This window comes from Aeromonas sp. A600620 (genome assembly GCF_029479985.1).
GTDB lineage: Bacteria > Pseudomonadota > Gammaproteobacteria > Enterobacterales > Aeromonadaceae > Aeromonas > Aeromonas veronii_A.
Map to the genome: position 1 here is coordinate 16,344 of NZ_JAAKXB010000009.1, position 18,355 is coordinate 34,698.

An 18,355-nucleotide genomic window follows, 5' to 3' on the forward strand; every position below is an offset into this window, starting at 1 on the left:
CTGCACCATAGCCTGGTGCAGAATAAAAATTAAAGCATCGCCTTTATGTATTTATTTACCCATATATCTAGTCTGTATTGATTTTTTATCTCGTCAGATATGTGATGATAAGGGATCGTTAAAAAGTCAGGTGAGACTTTTAGATCTGTATCTGTTATGCAAAATATATTGTTGGGATGAAAGAACGGAAATGTCTCTGCGGTATTGTTATTTGATATTATTTTTTGTTCATAGGCAAGAGACTCAAAGAATCTAAAAGACAAGCCTTTTTGTGACTGGTATCCTATATCAAGAATACAGTGATAAGCCGATGAGATTGCCAATAGTTCATCACCAGTAATTGGCTTGGTAATTATTTCGATTCTCTTGTCTCTTATTTTTTTGATCTTTCGGTGGTGATCAACATAAATCATGATTTTAATTTTTAAGTCTGGGTTGGCATCCAGAAATGCAGTCATAAAGGCGTAGCGTTCACGATCAAAGCTAAAAATACCAAACACATCACCATCATAGTTTCTGTTTGGTTGGAGTGGGGTTAAATTCTTTTTATAGTAGTTAGTTACTGGTGTAAAGCCATATTTTTTAACATCTTGCGGATCAAAGCTCAAAACTTTATCAAAAAGTGAAATGTTTTTGATATTATTTGGCATTCTGAGAGTACTGTCCCACAGGTGGCAAATCATCCTGTTGGTGCATTTTTTGAGCTGTGTCAGATGTTCTGCCGTGTAAATATCAGGATTAGTGAGGATAGTGATATCAAAGTGGCGGTTTTTTGTAAAACCATTCAAAAACTGGGTGGTCGACAGCCAGCTTCTTTCTTGTTTTAAATTTCTTTTAAACAGAGCCTTTGAAATTAAGTTTGATATTCTCTCTACTGGGTGCAGGTAATCATATCTAGATATTTCTCCATTCTCAATAAATGTAACCACGTGTCCTTGTTGTCGCATCTCTTCAACTATCGGGGTAATGAGCCCTGCGTTATCGATACCTATTAATAGGATATTCATTGGATTAGCTCTCAAAATGACATTTCAATGTTATTTCATTAAATTTAATAAACTAAAGTGACATAAATGATTTTATGGTCTCTGTACTAGAGAATGGGCTGTAAAAATGATCTGGTATATGCATTTTATCAATATCCATACGAGATATTTTTTGCGCTATTTTGGGAATGTCAAAAAGGGAGCAAAGGTTATCTTGCAGTGGCCCAGTAAGAATTTCTGCCGGCCCAGACGGGCAATCCACGCTGATCACCGGGGTATGGCAGATGAGTGCTTCAATAAGCACTGTTGGCAGCCCTTCAGCATCGGATGTCAGGATGAGCGCCTGAGCGGCTTTGATATAGGGGTAGGGGTTCTTCTGAAAGTCGATGATCTTCACCTTGTTGGCAAGGTTCATCTCCTCGATCATGGCTTCAATGTGAGGGCGTCGCTCCCCTTTGCCCATCAGAACGAGTGGCGTAGCAACGCCGCTTAGCTGATATGCCTGCAAGAGACGATCGTGGCGTTTTCGTTCTTCGAAAGTGCCGACATGGATGAAATACTTTTCAAATGGCTTGTTGAAAGGCTCATCGGCCAACGCCTGAATTTTCTCGATATCAAACGGATTGTAGATAACCTGACACGATTTTGGTGTGGCTCTTACATTGTGCAAAATGTCGTCCGCGATGCCTCGAGATACGCAGATCAGTTTCTTGCCATTATAGAAACGCTTGAATTTTTCATATCCTTTGGCATTGTCTTTGGCAAAGCCGGTGACATTTCCGTGGATCCAGTAATAAATATTCAGTGTATCAGGCAGGTGTCTGGTAATTTTGTCACATGAGCATGAGATAATTACGTCAGGCGAGATCTCTTGGACTTTTTTCAAGATCAGAGATGCTTGTATTTTTTCAACCGCAACATTGGATATGGCTTTAGTCAGCTTTGTGACAATGCCAAGATTAATCGGGTGAATGTTGTCAGGTAGCGTATGGTCTATTTTTTCCCGCAAGGTAAACAAGGTAACATCGACACCTGCATCTTTTAGCAAGGATGCGGTATTGAGCAGAACCTTTTCCGCACCACCACCATACAAGTCTTCAACAATGAATAAAAACTTTTTAACTGGTGGGGTCATAACTGCTCCGCGGGTCTCATAACTGACTGGTAAATCTACTAAAAATGTGAATCGTAAACGAGCAAAATCAGGTGGCAACTGTTAAAGTCGTTAGCAATTTTTTCAATAGGTGTGGATCAATGATTGGTCTTAGTGGGCGCTACCATAACGCATTATTCGCGGCCTGTATATTTGCTGGGCTGCTGCTCTCCTGGTTGTTTACTGTTAATCAGCTCCTCACCGGCGATCAGACCCAGATGCTCTACAAGGGTTACCTTGGAGCCTATGAGGGGGTCTGGCTCAGCTATGGCAATGCGGCGAGTGCGGTGGGCAATGTGCCGGGGAGCTTGTCGGCCTGGCTGATTGGTGGGCCGCTGCTACTGTGGGATTCTCCCTATGCCCCCATGGTGTTGCTGCTGGTGATGCGGTTGGTCGGTTTTCTGCTATTTGATGCGGTTATCCGCCAGGTGTTTGTTGACCCCGTATCGAAGGGCAATGCGCGGTTGCTGTTTCTGGTGCTCTGCTGGCTTAACCCCTGGTTCCAGTACGAGAGTTTGCTCTACAACCCCTCCTATCTCTTCCTCTTCTCGGCCATGCACTGCTGGTCGACTTGGCATATGCGCGAGCGGGCCTCCTTCTGGCACATGATTGTTCATCTGCTGGCTATCGGTATGGCGATGCAGTTGCACTACTCCTGGCCGTTGCTGGCTGTGATCTCCACCTACCTCTTCTGGCGCCGAATCCTCAAGGTGAGCTGGAGCGGGGTGGTGGTCGCTGCCCTGCTGATCGGTGCCTCCCTGATCCCTTACGCCATGGAAGTGATGAGCAACAGCCATATCACCCAGAACGTCGATCCCGAAGCGCGTCAGCGCTATATCGGATGGGGGCTGGTGCATGTCTATCCGGTGCTGAAATCGGTGATCTACTGGCTGCGTTACGGCTCCTGGCTGTTTGCCAGCAAGCTGGTCAACGACACCCAGTTCATCTGGCTGGCGGGTCATGAATATTTGCAGATGACAGCAGTCTGGCTGTGGCGGGTGGTGATCTACGGGGTGGGCTCTGCCACCGTGTTGCTGGCGGCCAAGGCCAACTGGCAACTGTGGCGGGATCTCAAGCCGCGTCTGCTGCGCAGCGACCGTGCATCAGTGGACGGCACGAGCTGGCTCGGCCTCTATGCGCTGGCGGCCGTATTGGCTGTGCTGGTGAGTGCGGCGCTCTCGCCCATCATCTTTAACTATTGGCACCTGATGCTGATATTCCCCTATGCCCTGTTCCCGATCCTGCTGTTGCTGGTTAGCTGGAGCCGCAACCATCCTCAGTGGGTTGGCAAGGGGCTGCTGGCAGCCACCCTGTTCTGCACCGCTGTGAACCTGATTGCGGCGAGCGACAGCACCAAGTTCTCCTATCAGGCGGACTACAAGCAGCAGGTGCAGGAGTATTTGCAGGAGATGAAGCTGCAACCCAAGTAACTGGGTTGTGTGATCAGTCGAAGGGAGGCGTAATGCCTCCCTTTGCTTTTTCCGTAGCTCAATAAGCGGGTTGTGGTTGCCGGTTATCGCTGGTGGCGTAGCCGACCTGCTTTGGTGGCCATTGCACCAGCTGCAAGGGCATAGCCGGAATGCAATAATCTACAAGCTTTCAGCTTGTTTGCGGTGTATCTATAACCCATGAATACCACCGATTCCCTTATCCGCTACTGGCAATCCCCGCACCTGCCGGGGGTCGAGCTATCACACTCCCACCACAGGGCGTTCAGCTACGGCCGCCATGTCCATCTCGACTACCATATCGGGCTGGTGCAGCGGGGTGGCCAGAAGTTTATCCACAAGGGAAACAGCCACCATCTGGTGCGCGGGGTGCTCTCTACCGTTAACCCGGACGAGGTGCACGACGGCCTCAGCCTGCTGCCAGAAGGGTACGAGGTGCGGGTCTTCGCCATCGATCCCCAGCAGCTGGCGCTCTGGCTGCCGGAGCAGCCTGAACCCTTCTTCGACAAGGGATTGCAGAGCCGCCCCGACCTCTATCAGGGCTTTGCCCAGCTGCACAGCTATCTCGACAACCCCAAGGCCGATGGCCTGCTGATCGAGAGCCAGCTGCTTGCCCTGCTGGGGGAGCTGCTGCATCTGGCCCCCGAGGTACACCAGTTGGCGGATCCCCAATTGCGATTCCTGCGCGACTACCTGATGGCCGCCCTCGACGAGCCCCACTCGCTGGAAGAGCTGGCGGGGCTGCTCGGGCTCGATCGTTTCGCCTTCCTGCGCCAGTTCAAGAAGCGCAGCGGCATGACTCCCTACGCCTGGCTGAAACGGCTGCGGCTGGAGCAGGGCAAGCGGCTGCTGGCGAGCGGCATGGCGGTGAGCGAGGTGGCGCTGGCGGTCGGCTTCTTCGATCAGAGTCACTTCCACCACGGCTTTCGCCAGGCATTCGGTCTGACACCCGCCGAATTTCGTGCCCAGATGCAATCTTTTACAAGCCGCGCCCCCCGCTGATCCGCCATGCTGGCTCTCCGTCGTTAAAGCGAGAGTTGTTATGCTGACCAGTCTGTTCGTTACCCTCGGCCTGATGCACCTGATTGCACTGGCCAGCCCCGGCCCCGATTTCGCCCTGATCCTGCGCACCAGCCTGCACCGGCCGACCGCTCTTGGTGCGGCGCTGGGCATCTCGCTGGCGATCATGGTGCACGCCACCCTGAGTCTGACCGGGATCAGCATGCTGATTGCCAGCCATCCGCTGCTGTTTATGGTGATTAAGTGCTGCGGTGCCCTCTATCTGGGCTGGTTGGGGTGGGGTGCCCTGATGGCGGCTCGCCAGCAGAGCAGTACCGTGATGGCCAGCGCCGCCAACGAGCTGCGCGGCTGGGGCAGGGGCGTGCGCACTGGCCTTGCCACCAACCTGCTTAACCCCAAGGCGCTGGTGTTCTTTATCGGTCTGCTGGCCGCCATGGTGACGCCAGAGGTGGACGGAATGACCCGCAGCCTGCTGGTGGGCGAGCTCTTCATCATCTCCCTCTGCTGGTTCGGGTTGCTGGCGTGGAGCCTCTCCACCGATCGTGCCCAGCGCCTGCTGCTGCGGGTGCAGCGGCCGCTCAATCTGGTGACCGGCGTGCTGTTTGCGGTGGTCAGCCTCTCCATTCTGGCGAGCATGGGCGCCGAGCTGATAGTCTGACGAGTCGGCGCATGGGCCTATACTCCAACAAGGTTTACCTGTCAGGAGTACCCGGCCATGCGTCTACTGCCTCTTTGCTGGTTGTTGGGGATGACCCCGGCGCTGGCGGCCCCGGTTCATCTCAAATTGCTGGAGTGGGGCTATCTGCCAGCGGGTTATGAACAACAGTTTGCCGACTATGCCAAAGCCCATGGGGTGGAGGCGACGGTCAGCCGGATCGAGCCGCTGCTGACCGATTTCGACAGCGTCTACCGCGCCCTGCGCACCCGCAGCGCCGATGTGGTGCTGCCGACCAGCTACTTCTACAAGGCCCATCACCAGCCGCTGTTCAAGCTGCTGCTCCCCATCGATTTCAATCGCCTGCAGCACTACCCCGAGGTGAAGCCCGCCCTCAAGAACACCGAGTATGACAAGCAGGGGGAGCGCAACTACTCGGTGCCCTTTTCCTACGCCATGTTCAGCCTCGCCTATGACAGCAAGCAGGTGCCGCAAGCGCCCACCAGTTGGCAGGTGCTCGCCAACAGCTCGCCGCCCGGTCAGTTTGCCGAGTTCTGCGACCAGTTCGAGCCGCTGCTCTTTTCGGTACTGCTCTCGCTGGGCAAGTCGCCCGCCCTGTTTGCCAGCGGCGAGATGCTGGCCGACAAGACCTTGCAGCAAGAGGTGGAGCAGCAGCTCTCGCAGCGGCTGCGAGCCAGTCGCGGCTTCTGGTTCAATCAGGCCAACCGCTGCGAGGATCTGCGCCAGCAGACCTTTGCCACCACCTGGGGGCTGGAGCTGGTGGAGTGCAACAAGCAGAACGAGCAGCAGTGGCGGATCGCCATGGTGCAGGAGGGGGCCATCTATGCCCTCGATGCGATCTCCATCGCCCGTCATGTTGGCGATGATCCTGCACGGCTCAAGGCCGCCTACCTGCTGGTGGATTTTCTGCTGAGCGCGCCGCTGCAACGCCAGATGCTGGTGGGCACGCCCACCATTTCGGCCAGCAATATTGCCTCCCGGCCACCCCTCAGCCCGCAGGAGCAGGCGGTGCTGCCGGATCGCCCGCTGCCGGAGTTTGACGAGCGACTGCTGGTGCCCGCGTTGCCCGCCCATATCAAGAATCGCTACAAACGGATGGTGCAGCAGGCGATCGTCGCCAGCGGCAAAGAGGGGCTGGTCAAGCAGTGCCCCTGGGATCTCGATAATTGATGAATGAGCCTGCCGCTTCTCCGGCGGCAGGCAAGTTTGCGCAAGATGGCTGATGATCGGTCATCGCCCGTTCCAGGGCATTCCCCCGTTCAACTCACGCCGCTCGTTGGCCCCCATCGTTTGAAAAAACTGCGCGCTTTCCGCAATCCCATTTAGCCGGATTAAACAACCGAACCCTCGCCAGATTGCCGTTCATACCCTGGCTGACCCTGTACAAAAGTGCCTCAATTGTGACAACTTGGATGTGAGCTGAACAATCCTGATCTGTCCCTTGTGGGAAGGTGATGAATAGGTTATTTCTCTGTGACATTGGCGGCATCCGGCACGGGTTCTCCAGCCATGTGGTGCGAAATCCACAGCAAAAACAAACAGTAAAATGCAGGAGCAAATATGAAAAAGGTCGTGATGGTTGCCGTGGCTGCAGCCCTTCTGGGTGGCTGCGCCGTCAAGAATCAGGTATCCCACAGCTTGCAGGCGATCCCGCTGACAGCCTTCCAGCAGAGCGAGAGCAACCCCAATCAGCGCGTCTACAAGGAGCCGGGCGTTGACCTGCGCCAATACAATGAGGTGCTGCTCGATCCGCTGCAGTTTATTCGTCAGGAGAACGGCCAGTGGTATCTGCTGACCGCCAACGAACAGAACCAGATTGGCCGCTATTACCACGACAAGTTCCAGAGCGAGCTGATCAAGCAGGGCGTCAAGATTGCCACCGCCCCCGGCCCGAAAGTGATGCGGATCCAGGCCGCCGTCACCAACTTCGACCTGACCCGCCCCGACCCCAAGCTGCGTGACCTGCTGCCAGCCAAGATCGCCATCAATGTCACCCGCGAAGTGATCGGCAAGGAGCCCTACCTGCTCAAGGTGGGCAGTATGGCCCAGCTGCTCGACTCCCAGAGCGGCAAGCTGCTGGTGCGGGTGATGGATGCCCGCGAGAGCCCGGACAGCACCCACAAGGATGAGCCCATCACCGCCGAGGAGATGGAGAAGATGATCGACCAGTGGGCGGCCAGCCGCGCCAAACAGCTGGCGGACAATCTGGGGCGCTGATCGATTGGTGCGTCCAAGCGGGGCGCAGCGGGAGCCTTTTGGGCTGCAATAATGGCAAGATGTTGATAAGGTGGTCATTTTGCAGGCAGGAGAAAATGATATGAAACGCGTGTTGTTACCCATCCTTGTTGCTGGCCTGTTGAGTGCCTGCAGCATCTCGTCACCCACGCCTGAGTGTGCGCCGATGGCGGGTGGCTGGCAGAGTCAGCCGTTGCCCAATGCGGAAGGAGAGGCTGCGCTGGCCAGCGTGCTGGCTCGCATGAACACGGCCGCCAAACTGCAGAGCATCCGCGAGGTGCGCAGCCAGGTGGTCTCCGGGGTCAACTACGACATCGAGTTCCAGCTCGACAACGGAGAGGTGTGGAACACCCGTGTCTATCGGGATCTTGCCGGCAACTACCAGATGACCCGCCCGGCTGCACAGGGCGAGCTTCCTCCCTTGCCTTGCGTCAAGGCCAAGTAATTCCTGCTTGATGAGCCCCTCGTCAGAGGGGCTCATCTGACCAGAAAATTTCTGCTTTTCTCCCCGCATTCTGACAGTCAGGATGACCCTTCCCGTGACTGCATCCTCATGGAAAAGGAACCGCTATGAATCGCCACCCCTGCATCAAACACTGGAGCGAGCTGCAAGAGCAGACGCCGCGCTACTACTCCGGCAGTCAGGAGCCCCTTTCTCGCGGCTGCGCCCTCGGCAAACACTTCGGCTTTAGCCGCATCGGCATTCACCACGAGATCGTCGAGCCCGGCCATCGCACCAGCTGGCCCCATGCCGAGAAGACCGAGGACGAGTTTGTTCACGTGCTGGAAGGGACGCCGGATGTCTGGCTCGATGGCGTCCTCTATCGGCTGCAACCGGGCGACTCGGTGGGCTTCAAGGCCGGTGACGGGCTGGCCCACGCCTTTATCAACAACACCGAAGAGACTGTCCGGCTGCTCTGCATCGGCGATACCGATCGGGAGGACAACCGCATCCACTACGCCGTTCACCCCGAGCGCAATATCACCCTCGGCAAGCTGCACTGGGATGACGTACCCGAGCGCGAGCTGGGGGATCACGATGGCCTGCCCGACAAGCTGCGCGAGCGCAACGGCCCCTTCTAGGGTGCAGCCCTTCTGCACACCAGCCCAGTACCACCCGATATAAAAAAGCCTGCCGCTTGGCAGGCTTTTGCTATCTGTTTGCCGCCTGTGGCGAGCGGCGCTTATTGCAGGTTGAGCCCGCCCAGATAGTCACGCTTGCCGAGATCGACCCCGGCGCGGCGCAGCAGGGCGTAGGCCATGGTGAGGTGGAAGTAGAAGTTGGGAATGCCGTACTCATGGACGCAGGTGTGGCCATCCATCCCCTTGCCGCCCGCCCAGTGGGGCACGTAACGGCCGCTGGCGTACTGGCTGTAGTCCGCGTCCAGCTTGCCTTGCAGATAGGTGATGGTCTTGCCGATATGGGCGCGCAGATCGGCGATGGTTTTGGGGTCATCCCCCAGCACCGGCAGCTCGCTGTGGCTGGCGGTGGCGACCACGGCGCGGGCCGAATCGCAGCAGATCAGCACCTGCTTGGACAGCGGCAGCATATCGACGATCAGCCGCTCGCCGAAGAAGTTCTCCACGTTGAACTGTTTCGCCGCGGCGTGGGCCTCGGCCTTGGCCAGACAGTGATCCAGATTGGTCAGCATCTTGATGAACTGGGCGGTGATGTCGCGATTCATGAGCACTCTCCATCTTGTTGAAACAGCGGCCCGCTTGCGCGGCCACGGTGAATAAGACTGGCTAATCGGCCACCAATATACCCCAACCGCTGCCGGGTTCGAGCCCGCCATGACGAAAAGGGCAGGGCAGTGCTACTTCGCGCGACAGCCGTTGGCCAAGGGGGCATGCTCGCTTTTTGAGCCTGCGAGTCCCTTATCGCCCCTTTTTTGATCTGTGACATAAATCACCTTTTTTCAGGGGCGTAGGCTGAATGCCGTTGTCCTGGACAGACGCCTGCGCATCCGCCAGGACACAAGAAAAGGAGAATGAGATGAAGATCTATGACCGTAACCGCAATGTGCTGAACCTGGGTCAGCGCGTCATGATTGCCGCCACCGGCGCAGTCGATTTTCTGAAAGAGGCCCACACCGACAATATGACCCCCTATCAGGCGGAGCATGAGAAGTGCGTGCTGCTGGCAAACTCCGGTGAGCGCTATGCTCCCATCGAGTTGATTAGACTAGGCTGATCCCTTTCCCTGTCACCCTACTCTTTACAATTCACCCGGCCACCGCGCCCCATCTGGCGGCCGGGTTTCTGATCTCCCCTCTCTGCTTTACCCACCCATCAATTACATCGCCTCAAGCTGCTTTGAGTCGTCTGGGAGATGCCGTCTGCTTTAGCAACATAAATGGCCTAGACTGCGTAATTTTCTTGTCGGAGGTGCCGGTTGTAGAGCCATCCGGTCACCAGCGTGTCCACCGCAATACCACACCCAAAGAGAATCGCTATGCCATCGAGTGATGGCGTCAACCAGCCTTGCAGGTAGCACACATAGGCGGTGCCATAGACGGTGACGTTGGTGATCACCGATTGAATGGCCAAATAACGGGTTTGTCCCCGGCCATACAGGACGCTATCCATGCAGGTGTTGAACATGAACAGCATGTAAAACGGCAGCGAAAGCAGGATCAGGTGAAGATGCTGGGTGATCGCTGTGTTGAGGATGTTTCTGATGAACCATTCATAACCCGGTGAGAGGAGTATCCATGCAATTGCAATGAGGACGCAGGTGGTGAAATAGCCAAGCATTTTGTCCCAATGCGGGAGCTTGTCTCCTTGTGACACATCTTGCTTTATGAGATCTGCCATCGGTAAAAACGGAAGCAGTAACCATCCCCATATAAAGCTGTTGGCAACCCAGAATGTCCCTTGTTCTTCGACAACATTGATCATTCTGATGATGAAAATGAGGAAGAAAGCATTCCGTATCAATGAGTCCACGCCGCTCCATTTGCCAACTTGGAACCACTCCCACATCCATCCGAAGTCGGCTTGCACATGCAAGTCAGCAGAGGTGAGCCGGTATCTCTGCCTGACAACCCCGAGTGCATAAACGAGGGTGCAGATGCTTGCCACTATGTTGCTGTACGCGATGCCGTTGACCCCTAGCCGGAAGCTAAATTCAAACTGGCTGAGCAGGAGTGTATCAAGGGTGACACTGACCAGAAGCTGGATGGCAAGAACGGTATATATGGCGCGGCGCCAGTCTTGCAGGACGAAGAATATGGTCAGGAAGCGAACCGCATTGAAGAGAGTCGTGCCAATCATTTCGAGACGTATATAGTCCACGGTGGCCGCAACTTGCTCCGGGTTTTGAGCCATAGCCTGCACCAGTGGCATAGCGAAGAGAGCAATGAGACCCGTAAAGAGGGAATAGATCCCGACGGTGACAATGAGGCCTGTTTTGAGCTTGTTCAGTGTGGCGCCACGCTCATGGAGTGTTTTTCCCAAGAGATAGAACAGCGGCAGAATCAGCGCTTCCTGCACAACCTCCAGCCCCAGATTGACCCATGCCAGCTGGCTTGCAATGTTGACTCCCCACTCTGTCGGGAGATCGCCAAGGTAGTAGATCCGCGTGGTGGTATAGATGGTCGGCAAAGCGGCTGTGATCAAAAGCGCCAAGTAGAGCGGCCAATTGATCCTGCTTAGTGATGCACGGGTTCTTATCGCCAGTCGGCTGGCTTGGGTGTGATTCATAAATCCAGTAGGCACTGATAATCCTTGGCGATGTCGTCGATGTGCAGATATTGCTCTGCTTACAGAGAGGTGCTGGGGTGAATATCGAAACATATTCGGATGAGCGCGTCATTAAAAACCAGTCCAACCCGCAAGATGAATACGGCTGAAAGACAAGATAAATCAATGTCTTCTGCTTGTGCTGCCAGTCAGGTTTGAGGGCAGTAGCCGATTTGGCGATAGAGATGGCTGTGGCAGGAAGAGGCAGTAAAATGCTGAAAAATTGAGCTGGGTCACACCCCGCTCGATTTGAGCGATTGTCAGCCAGCGCAGGCTCATGCGAACCTTTTAGTCCCGTTAACTCACTAAAAAATAACGACTATGTTCAGGCAAATAATGATGGGTGCCGCCCTGCTGTCGGCGGCGCTGCTTTCCGGTTGTGCTTCCGTACCCATGGCCGATGCCACCGCAGACGCGCAGGCCAAGCAGTTTGTGGCGCCCAAGGATGCGGCCAACCTCTATATCTATCGCAACGAGACCTTCGGGGCGGCCGTCAAAATGCCGCTGCTGGTGGATGGTATGGCGGTCGGCGATACCGTGGCCCACACCTACATCCTCAAGCAGGTGACACCGGGCAGCCACACCATCACCTCCAAGTCGGAGAACGATGCCACCCTGACTCTTAGCACCGAGGCGGGTAAAAACTACTACGTATGGCAGGAGGTCAAAATGGGCCTGCTGATGGCCCGCTCCAAGCTGAGTCAGGTCAGTGAGGAGGAGGGCAAGCAAGGGGTGATAGAGAGCAAGTTGGTTAAGTGAGTGACTGGAACGAACTCCTAATACTTGGTGTTAAGCCTTGCTTCGAAAGAATGTAACCCTAGATTTCTTTGCTGACACTATTTAGTTAAAATCGTGCGATTGTATCAATAACAGAACAAGGATAAAAAATCATGGGACTTGAATTTATCGGTCAGGCAGAGGACCTGAAACAAGGGACTAAAGTAATATATTGCCAAGCAGACATTGAAACATATCTAAATATAATTGGGAGTTCTTTTGGTGACTATCTAATTCAGCGTAGAAGAGAGTCACACAAGGCATATAGACGTCTATCTGATGATATTAAACTAGGTGCGTTATTGCCAACGATAACTCTTTCAGTAAAGCCAGATATTGTCGACAAAATAATTTCTCTCTGTGATGACAAGGAGGCTTTAATTGCATCTCTGTCACAGCCAAATCAAGTCGATATTTTAGATGGATTACAAAGAAGTTATATATTGAAGGATATTAAAGACAACGATTTTGAATTTAATCCAAAGGCGAAGCTGTTGCTGGAGTTTTGGCTCGAAAAAGACTTAGGAAAGCTTATATATCGGATGATCGTATTAAACTCAGGGCAGAAAACTATGTCTATGAGACATCAAATAGAGTTACTGTTTACATCATTATCCGGTGAAATAGAAAAAGCTGTTCCTGGTATTTCTATAATCAAAGAGCGAGATGGTTTTCGTAGAACTCAACCTAATAAATATCCATTAAGTGATCTTGCAACAAGCTATTACGCCTATTTAACTGGTTCGCATGAAATTGAAAAAGATGGCCTTGTCACCAAGTTGTTTGACTCAGATATTTTAGATGCATCTGAAGAGGTCTTAACAGAAAAATTCAAAGCCTATCTTAATAGACTCCATAGTTTCGTAATGATTGACGAGTTGTGTTGGAATCATTATTCAGAAATAGATTTTGCAGCTGAGTCTGCGAGTGTGATGGATAACGACGAATATGATGAAAACACCAAAGTAAAAAAAATAAGCGATCTGGAAAAGTTGAAAAGAGGATATAATTGGCTAGGTTCTGAAAATACCATGTTAGCATATTTTAGTATGGCATCATTTTTCGACAGCAACCCTAGGTTTACAAAAAGATTTGATTCCGGATTGGAAGCTGTAATTGCTCGGTTAAAGGAAGATACAGACCTCGATCCCCTTGCAATACTATCCTTTGAGAATGCTAAGGATACTTTTAACCCAAGAAAGAAAAATATTGGTTTTGCAACCAGGAAATTAACTCATGATGGTCTGAAAGAGTATTTCAATAGTGAGGCGGCTGTCGACTTGAAAGAGTGCTGGAAATATGCAGCAGATTATCAGAAATAATTCTTTCTCTGGATCTTAACATGACGAGTGAAGTGATAGATATCGCAGGGGAGCCTAGCCTCCCTGCAATTCAAGTAATTCAAGCAACTCAAGCAACTCAAGCTAAAGTAGATGAAATCATCTCAAATCTTGCAGAACACGAGTTAGAAGATGAAGCTCATAATATTGAATTGTGTCTACAGGACTTGATTGCTGTAAATGACCATGTTCCTATGAAAGTCTTTGGTATAATATCCGGGACGTGTAGGAATGAAGATATTGAGTTAATATATCAGGGCTCTGTAATTGGAGTTCTATGTTTTACCAAGGGAGTCCAATATTCAGACGAGGAGAGCTTTACGGATTTAAGAAAATCATGCTTTATCATTGAAACTAATGGGAAAGGTCGTGCGGCTGGACTAAGTGAATTCCAGCATGACTATGTTGTTGTAAATAAAGATTTCATAGCTGATTATAATCAAAAATTTAAGTATACCTCTGAGATATGGGGCGGTTTTTCACATCAAGAGTTAGCATTTTCTATGCGGCCAACCCTTACTCAAATAACACTATTAGATAATTTAAAAATACCCTCCGACAGCCATAAGAAATCATTGACATCTGCAATTCACTCACATAGCTCAATATCAAGATTTCTAAAGCTATACCATCAAATAGAGTTATCTTTTGATTGGATTTTTGTTCAGAATATCAAGAAGCTCAATGATGATATTGTTGGATTTGGCAAGCTTGTTAAAAATTATTCAAATAAGGAAATTGACTCTTTAAAAGAGATAATTTATTGCCATGCTTACGATTTTACCAAGATATGCGCTTTGATGGTTATCCCTGCTCAACACAAAGATGTTGCAAGATGTATATTTCAGGATTATTCCAAAGATTCAAATCCCATAAAAGATAAGTGGGATGAGGCAATTGATTTTTTTGAAAATACTGATCATACTTCCCAGCAACTTAAAGATAAAAAATTGATATCTAAGAATGATATTGAGCTTTATGAAAAATGGATATCTAATTTATCTGCATATTGGATCTATCGAACACGATGTTCTATTGCTCACAACAAAATTGGTGAATATATTATAACTGAATCGCATGATTTGTTTATAATTGATTTTGTAGAGCCACTAATAATGGAAATTTTGAGACAGATTTATAATACAGAAAACAAGCCATTGCCTTGACTTAAGTAGTTATTTTAAATGTGTTAAATAAGATTGTTAGAAGTTATTTGTATGCCATTGATTGATACAACCAACCCGGCCTAAGCCGGGTTGGTTGTATCAAAAAGCAGGAAAAATCAAAGCGCTTCCAATCTGGCATACGCCGTCACCAGCCACTTGGCGCCGACGTCGTCGAACTGGATCTGCACCCGGCTCTGCTGGCCGACCCCTTCGAAGTTGAGTACCACTCCTTCGCCGAATTTTGGATGGAGCACCCGCTGGCCGAGTTTGATACCGCTGGCGTCGAAACTCTGCTGCACCTCGTTCTGGCTGAAGCGGCCGTACTGGGTGGGGCGGCTGACCTGAGTGCGCAGCCGGATCTCTTCCAGACACTCGGCGGGCATCTCGCGGATAAAGCGGCTCGGCTTGTGGAACATCTCGCGGCCGTAGATGCGGCGGCTCTCGGCATAACAGATGTAGAGCTTCTCCATGGCGCGGGTCATGCCGACGTAACAGAGGCGGCGCTCCTCTTCCAGCCGGCCCGACTCCTCGGTCGATTGCTGGCTGGGGAACATGCCCTCTTCGACACCGACCAGCAGCACCAGCGGGAACTCCAGCCCCTTGGCGCTGTGCAGGGTCATCAGCTGCACAGCGTCGGCATATTCATCCGCCTGATTCTCGCCGGATTCCAGCGCCGCGTGGGCGAGGAAGGCGGAGAGATCGCTCATATCTTCCAGCTCGTCCGGGCGCTGGTACTGGCGGCAGGCGGTGACCAGTTCATCCAGGTTCTCTACCCGCGCCTGGGATTTCTCGCCTTTTTCCGCCAGATACATGGCCTTGAGGCCGGAGTTCTGGATGGCGATATCCGCCTGCTGGTGCAGCGGCAGCAGGGAGACCTGCTCCTCCAGCGCGTCGATCAGATCGACAAAGCCGCGCACCGCGTTACCGGCGCGACCGGTCAGCACCTTGTCGTTGAGCAGCGCCTTGGCCGATTGCCACAGGTTGAGCCCCTGATCGCGGGCGTTGCCGCGCAGGATCTCGAGGGTGCGATCGCCGATGCCACGGGTCGGGGTGTTGACCACCCGCTCGAAGCTGGCGTCGTCACCACGGTTGTTGATAAGCCGCAGGTAGGCCATGGCGTCCTTGATTTCCTGGCGCTCGAAGAAGCGCAGGCCGCCGTAAATGCGGTAGGGCATGGCGTCCTGCATCAGCGCCTCTTCCAGCACCCGCGACTGGGCGTTGGAGCGATAGAGGATGGCGCAGTCGGCCAGGAGGCCGCCCTTTTCCTTCCAATCCTTGAGACGGCCGACCACGAAGCGCGCTTCGTCCACCTCGTTAAAGGCTGCGTAGAGGGAGATCGGCTCGCCTTCGGCCCCTTCGGTCCACAGCTCCTTGCCAAGGCGCTCGGCGTTGTTGGCGATGACGCTGTTGGCGGCCTTGAGGATATTGGCGGTGGAGCGGTAGTTCTGTTCGAGGCGGATGGTCTCGGCGCCCTGATAGTCGGTCAGGAAGCGCTGGATGTTCTCGATCTTGGCGCCGCGCCAGCCGTAGATGGACTGGTCATCGTCACCAACGATCATCACCTTGCCGCTGTTGCCCGCCAGCATCCGCAACCAGGCGTACTGGATGCCGTTGGTATCCTGAAACTCGTCCACCAGAATGTTCTGGAAGCGGTCGCGGTAGTGCTCGAGGATATGCGGCTTGTTCAGCCACAGCTCGTGGGCGCGCAGCAGCAGCTCGGCAAAGTCCACCAGACCGGAGCGATCGCAGGTCTCCTGATAGGTCTTGTAGATCTGCTGATAGGTACGGGTGACGGGGTCGCCATAGAGGTCGATGTCGCCGGGGCGCAGCCCCTCATCCTTCTTGCCGTTGATGTAGCCCATCACGGCGCGCGGGGCCCAGTGCTTCTCGTCGAGGTTGAGGGCCTTGAGCACCCGGCGGATGAGGCGGTACTGGTCGTCGGAGTCGAGGATCTGGAAATCCTGCGGCAAGCCCGCATCCAGATGGTGGGCCCGCAGCAAGCGGTGGGCGATGCCGTGGAAGGTGCCGATCCACATGCCGCGCACGCCGTCGCCGATCACTTTCTCGACCCGACCGCGCATCTCGGCCGCCGCCTTGTTGGTAAAGGTGACCGCGATGATGGAGAAGGGTGAACAGCGTTCCACCTGCATCAGCCAGGCGATACGGTGCACCAGTACCCGGGTCTTGCCCGAACCGGCACCGGCCAGCACCAGCAGGTTGCTGCGGGGCGCCGCAACGGCATCTCTTTGCTTGTCGTTGAGCCCGTCGAGCAGGGTTGAAACGTCCATCACCACTCCTGTTTATTTATACAGGCGGCGATTATACGGCCATCCCCCTGCCAGACCAAATCCAAACTCGGGGGGAGGGGGTGAGATGGGGTCTTGCAAGGGCGCCGGTGCGGCCATTTTTGGCTGGCGCAGAGAGAACGGGACGGGGAGGTCTCCAGCTGTAGCCAATCCTTGCTCGCGCGGTTTGTGGGGATTTTGCGAGCCGGATCACGGGCTTGCCGGGGGGCTGGATGAATAACAGGGGAAAACGGTTTACAGTAACTTGCTGAACAATAAGAGAAATGTCGTTTGGGTCTTTTGGTTGTTAGCATAAAAAACTGAAAAGTAGCTAAAAAACAACTGCTTATAAGGTTATTTGCTTAGAATTCAAACCGTTAACGCAAACGTTTTTCCCTTATCATTTGCTTGACCCGCATCGGGGCTGACTTAGAGTAAGCCTGCGTGCTAGATAGCCTGCTCTGACAGGCAAGCAAGTTCCCTCACTTAATAACAATCAAGGATACGATCGTGACTAAAGTGCTCAAGCTGGCCACCGTGGCCTCCCTCACTCTCGCTGCTCTCTCTGCTCAGGCTGCTTCCGAGCCAGCCGTCATTTATGACACCGCGGGCAAGTATGACAAATCATTCAACGAAGCCGTGTTCCGTAACGGCGTCGAGCTCTACAACAAGGACAAGGGCGTCAAGGTCAAAGAGTTTGAACCCCAGAACGAAGCCCAGCGCGAGCAGGGTCTGCGTCGTCTGGCCAGCCGTGGCAACGGCCCGATCGTGGCGGTCGGTTTCAATATGGGTTCTGCGGTAGAGAAGGTTGCGACCGAATTCCCGAAAACCCAGTTCACCATCATCGACATGGTGGTCGACAAGCCGAACGTCCAGTCCGTCATCTTCAAGGAGCATGAAGGTTCCTTCCTGGTGGGCGCACTGGCTGCCATCGCTTCCAAGAGCGGCAAGGTCGGCTTCGTGGGCGGCATGGATATCCCGCTGATCCGCAAATTCCAGTGCGGCTACGAGCAGGGTGCCAAGTTCGTCAATCCGAAGATCGAAGTGTTCCAGAACATGGCGGGCTCTACCCCGGCCGCGTTTGCTGACCCGGCCAAAGGTGCCGAGCTGGCCAAGTCCCAGTTCGCCAAAGGTGCTGACGTGGTTTACGCCGCAGCTGGCGGTACCGGTATCGGTGTCTATCAGGCAGCCAAGGACAGCGGCAAGTTCGCCATCGGGGTGGACTCCAACCAGAACCACCTGCAACCGGGCACCATGCTGACCTCCATGGTCAAGTCTGTGGGTCTGGCCGCTTACCAGACCTGGGATGACGCTGCCAAAGGCGAGTGGAAGCCGGGTATCAAGAACCTGGGTCTGGCCGAAGGCGGTGTGGATTGGGCGCTCGACAAGGACAACGAGAAGCTGATCACCCCGGAAATGAAAGCCAAGGTGGATGCCATCAAGGCCGAAATCATCGCTGGCAAGGTCAAGGTTCATGACTACATGAGCGATAACACCTGCAAATACTAATTAGATAGTTGCTACG

General features: G+C 53.3%; 17 protein-coding genes. 12 read left to right on the plus strand and 5 right to left on the minus strand.

Annotated elements, in window-relative coordinates; all coding sequences use genetic code 11:
* Positions 1 to 29: 29 nt before the first annotated feature.
* Together G5533_RS12390 and G5533_RS12395 are read right to left on the minus strand one after the other, a co-directional pair.
* Positions 30 to 1,007 carry a hypothetical protein gene (locus G5533_RS12390; RefSeq protein ID WP_216952610.1) on the minus strand — a complete coding sequence of 326 codons (978 nt, stop codon included), beginning with the start codon at positions 1,005 to 1,007 and terminating at the stop codon, positions 30 to 32.
* Positions 1,008 to 1,059: 52 nt separating this feature from the next.
* Positions 1,060 to 2,121 (minus strand): glycosyltransferase, encoded by a 1,062-nt coding sequence (locus G5533_RS12395; protein ID WP_421255335.1) that lies wholly within the window; start codon positions 2,119 to 2,121, stop codon positions 1,060 to 1,062.
* Positions 2,122 to 2,357: 236 nt separating this feature from the next.
* Here G5533_RS12395 and G5533_RS12400 point away from each other — a divergent pair, with 236 nt between their 5' ends.
* From G5533_RS12400 to G5533_RS12430, 7 genes are all read left to right on the plus strand, one after another.
* Complete coding sequence (locus tag G5533_RS12400; protein ID WP_441254882.1) at positions 2,358 to 3,569, plus strand: 3-deoxy-D-manno-octulosonic acid transferase; 1,212 nt, start codon at positions 2,358 to 2,360, stop codon at positions 3,567 to 3,569.
* A 198-nt stretch (positions 3,570 to 3,767) separates the two neighbouring features.
* Positions 3,768 to 4,589, plus strand: a complete 822-nt coding sequence (locus G5533_RS12405) for a helix-turn-helix transcriptional regulator (protein WP_058056423.1) — start codon at positions 3,768 to 3,770, stop codon at positions 4,587 to 4,589.
* A 40-nt stretch (positions 4,590 to 4,629) separates the two neighbouring features.
* On the plus strand, positions 4,630 to 5,265 hold the full coding sequence (locus G5533_RS12410) for a LysE family translocator (RefSeq protein ID WP_421301614.1): 636 nt from the start codon (positions 4,630 to 4,632) through the stop codon (positions 5,263 to 5,265).
* A gap of 57 nt (positions 5,266 to 5,322) precedes the next feature.
* On the plus strand, positions 5,323 to 6,453 hold the full coding sequence (locus G5533_RS12415) for an ABC transporter substrate-binding protein (RefSeq protein WP_227341630.1): 1,131 nt from the start codon (positions 5,323 to 5,325) through the stop codon (positions 6,451 to 6,453).
* 390 nt (positions 6,454 to 6,843) lie between these two features.
* Entirely contained in the window at positions 6,844 to 7,500 is a 657-nt protein-coding gene (locus G5533_RS12420; RefSeq protein WP_421221999.1) for a DUF3313 domain-containing protein, read from the plus strand.
* Between the two features lie 100 nt (positions 7,501 to 7,600).
* Positions 7,601 to 7,963 (plus strand): cystatin domain-containing protein, encoded by a 363-nt coding sequence (locus G5533_RS12425; protein ID WP_159157869.1) that lies wholly within the window; start codon positions 7,601 to 7,603, stop codon positions 7,961 to 7,963.
* 125 nt (positions 7,964 to 8,088) lie between these two features.
* Complete coding sequence (locus tag G5533_RS12430) at positions 8,089 to 8,601, plus strand: cupin domain-containing protein (RefSeq protein WP_005357028.1); 513 nt, start codon at positions 8,089 to 8,091, stop codon at positions 8,599 to 8,601.
* A 101-nt stretch (positions 8,602 to 8,702) separates the two neighbouring features.
* Here the strand turns inward: G5533_RS12430 and G5533_RS12435 are convergent, their stop codons facing one another.
* Positions 8,703 to 9,203: a DUF1993 domain-containing protein gene (locus tag G5533_RS12435; protein WP_005340817.1), complete on the minus strand. Its 501-nt coding sequence runs from the start codon at positions 9,201 to 9,203 to the stop codon at positions 8,703 to 8,705.
* Positions 9,204 to 9,514: 311 nt separating this feature from the next.
* Between G5533_RS12435 and ydfZ the strand changes: the two genes are divergently transcribed.
* Positions 9,515 to 9,712, plus strand: a complete 198-nt coding sequence (gene ydfZ, locus G5533_RS12440; RefSeq protein WP_005342516.1) for a putative selenium delivery protein YdfZ — start codon at positions 9,515 to 9,517, stop codon at positions 9,710 to 9,712.
* Positions 9,713 to 9,879: 167 nt separating this feature from the next.
* On the opposite strand, the gene G5533_RS12445 is transcribed toward ydfZ, so the two are convergent.
* A complete protein-coding gene (locus G5533_RS12445) occupies positions 9,880 to 11,223 on the minus strand; it encodes an MATE family Na+-driven efflux transporter (RefSeq protein WP_441254860.1) in 1,344 nt (447 codons plus the stop codon).
* Between the two features lie 360 nt (positions 11,224 to 11,583).
* On the opposite strand from G5533_RS12445, the gene G5533_RS12450 reads away from it, so the two are divergent.
* The 3 genes from G5533_RS12450 to G5533_RS12460 all read left to right on the plus strand — a co-directional run bounded on the left by G5533_RS12450 (position 11,584) and on the right by G5533_RS12460 (position 14,545).
* Complete coding sequence (locus G5533_RS12450) at positions 11,584 to 12,021, plus strand: DUF2846 domain-containing protein (RefSeq protein WP_421309677.1); 438 nt, start codon at positions 11,584 to 11,586, stop codon at positions 12,019 to 12,021.
* A gap of 131 nt (positions 12,022 to 12,152) precedes the next feature.
* Positions 12,153 to 13,361 (plus strand): hypothetical protein, encoded by a 1,209-nt coding sequence (locus tag G5533_RS12455; RefSeq protein WP_441254861.1) that lies wholly within the window; start codon positions 12,153 to 12,155, stop codon positions 13,359 to 13,361.
* 20 nt (positions 13,362 to 13,381) lie between these two features.
* A complete protein-coding gene (locus G5533_RS12460) occupies positions 13,382 to 14,545 on the plus strand; it encodes a hypothetical protein (RefSeq protein WP_421309679.1) in 1,164 nt (387 codons plus the stop codon).
* A 116-nt stretch (positions 14,546 to 14,661) separates the two neighbouring features.
* On the opposite strand, the gene uvrD is transcribed toward G5533_RS12460, so the two are convergent.
* The gene (uvrD, locus tag G5533_RS12465; protein ID WP_115521530.1) at positions 14,662 to 16,833 is read right to left on the minus strand and encodes a DNA helicase II; all 2,172 of its coding nucleotides are present in this window, start codon (positions 16,831 to 16,833) and stop codon (positions 14,662 to 14,664) included.
* A gap of 507 nt (positions 16,834 to 17,340) precedes the next feature.
* Here uvrD and G5533_RS12470 point away from each other — a divergent pair.
* Positions 17,341 to 18,339, plus strand: coding sequence for a BMP family lipoprotein (locus G5533_RS12470; protein WP_005340803.1), 999 nt, complete (start codon positions 17,341 to 17,343; stop codon positions 18,337 to 18,339).
* The last annotated feature ends 16 nt before the right edge of the window (positions 18,340 to 18,355 follow it).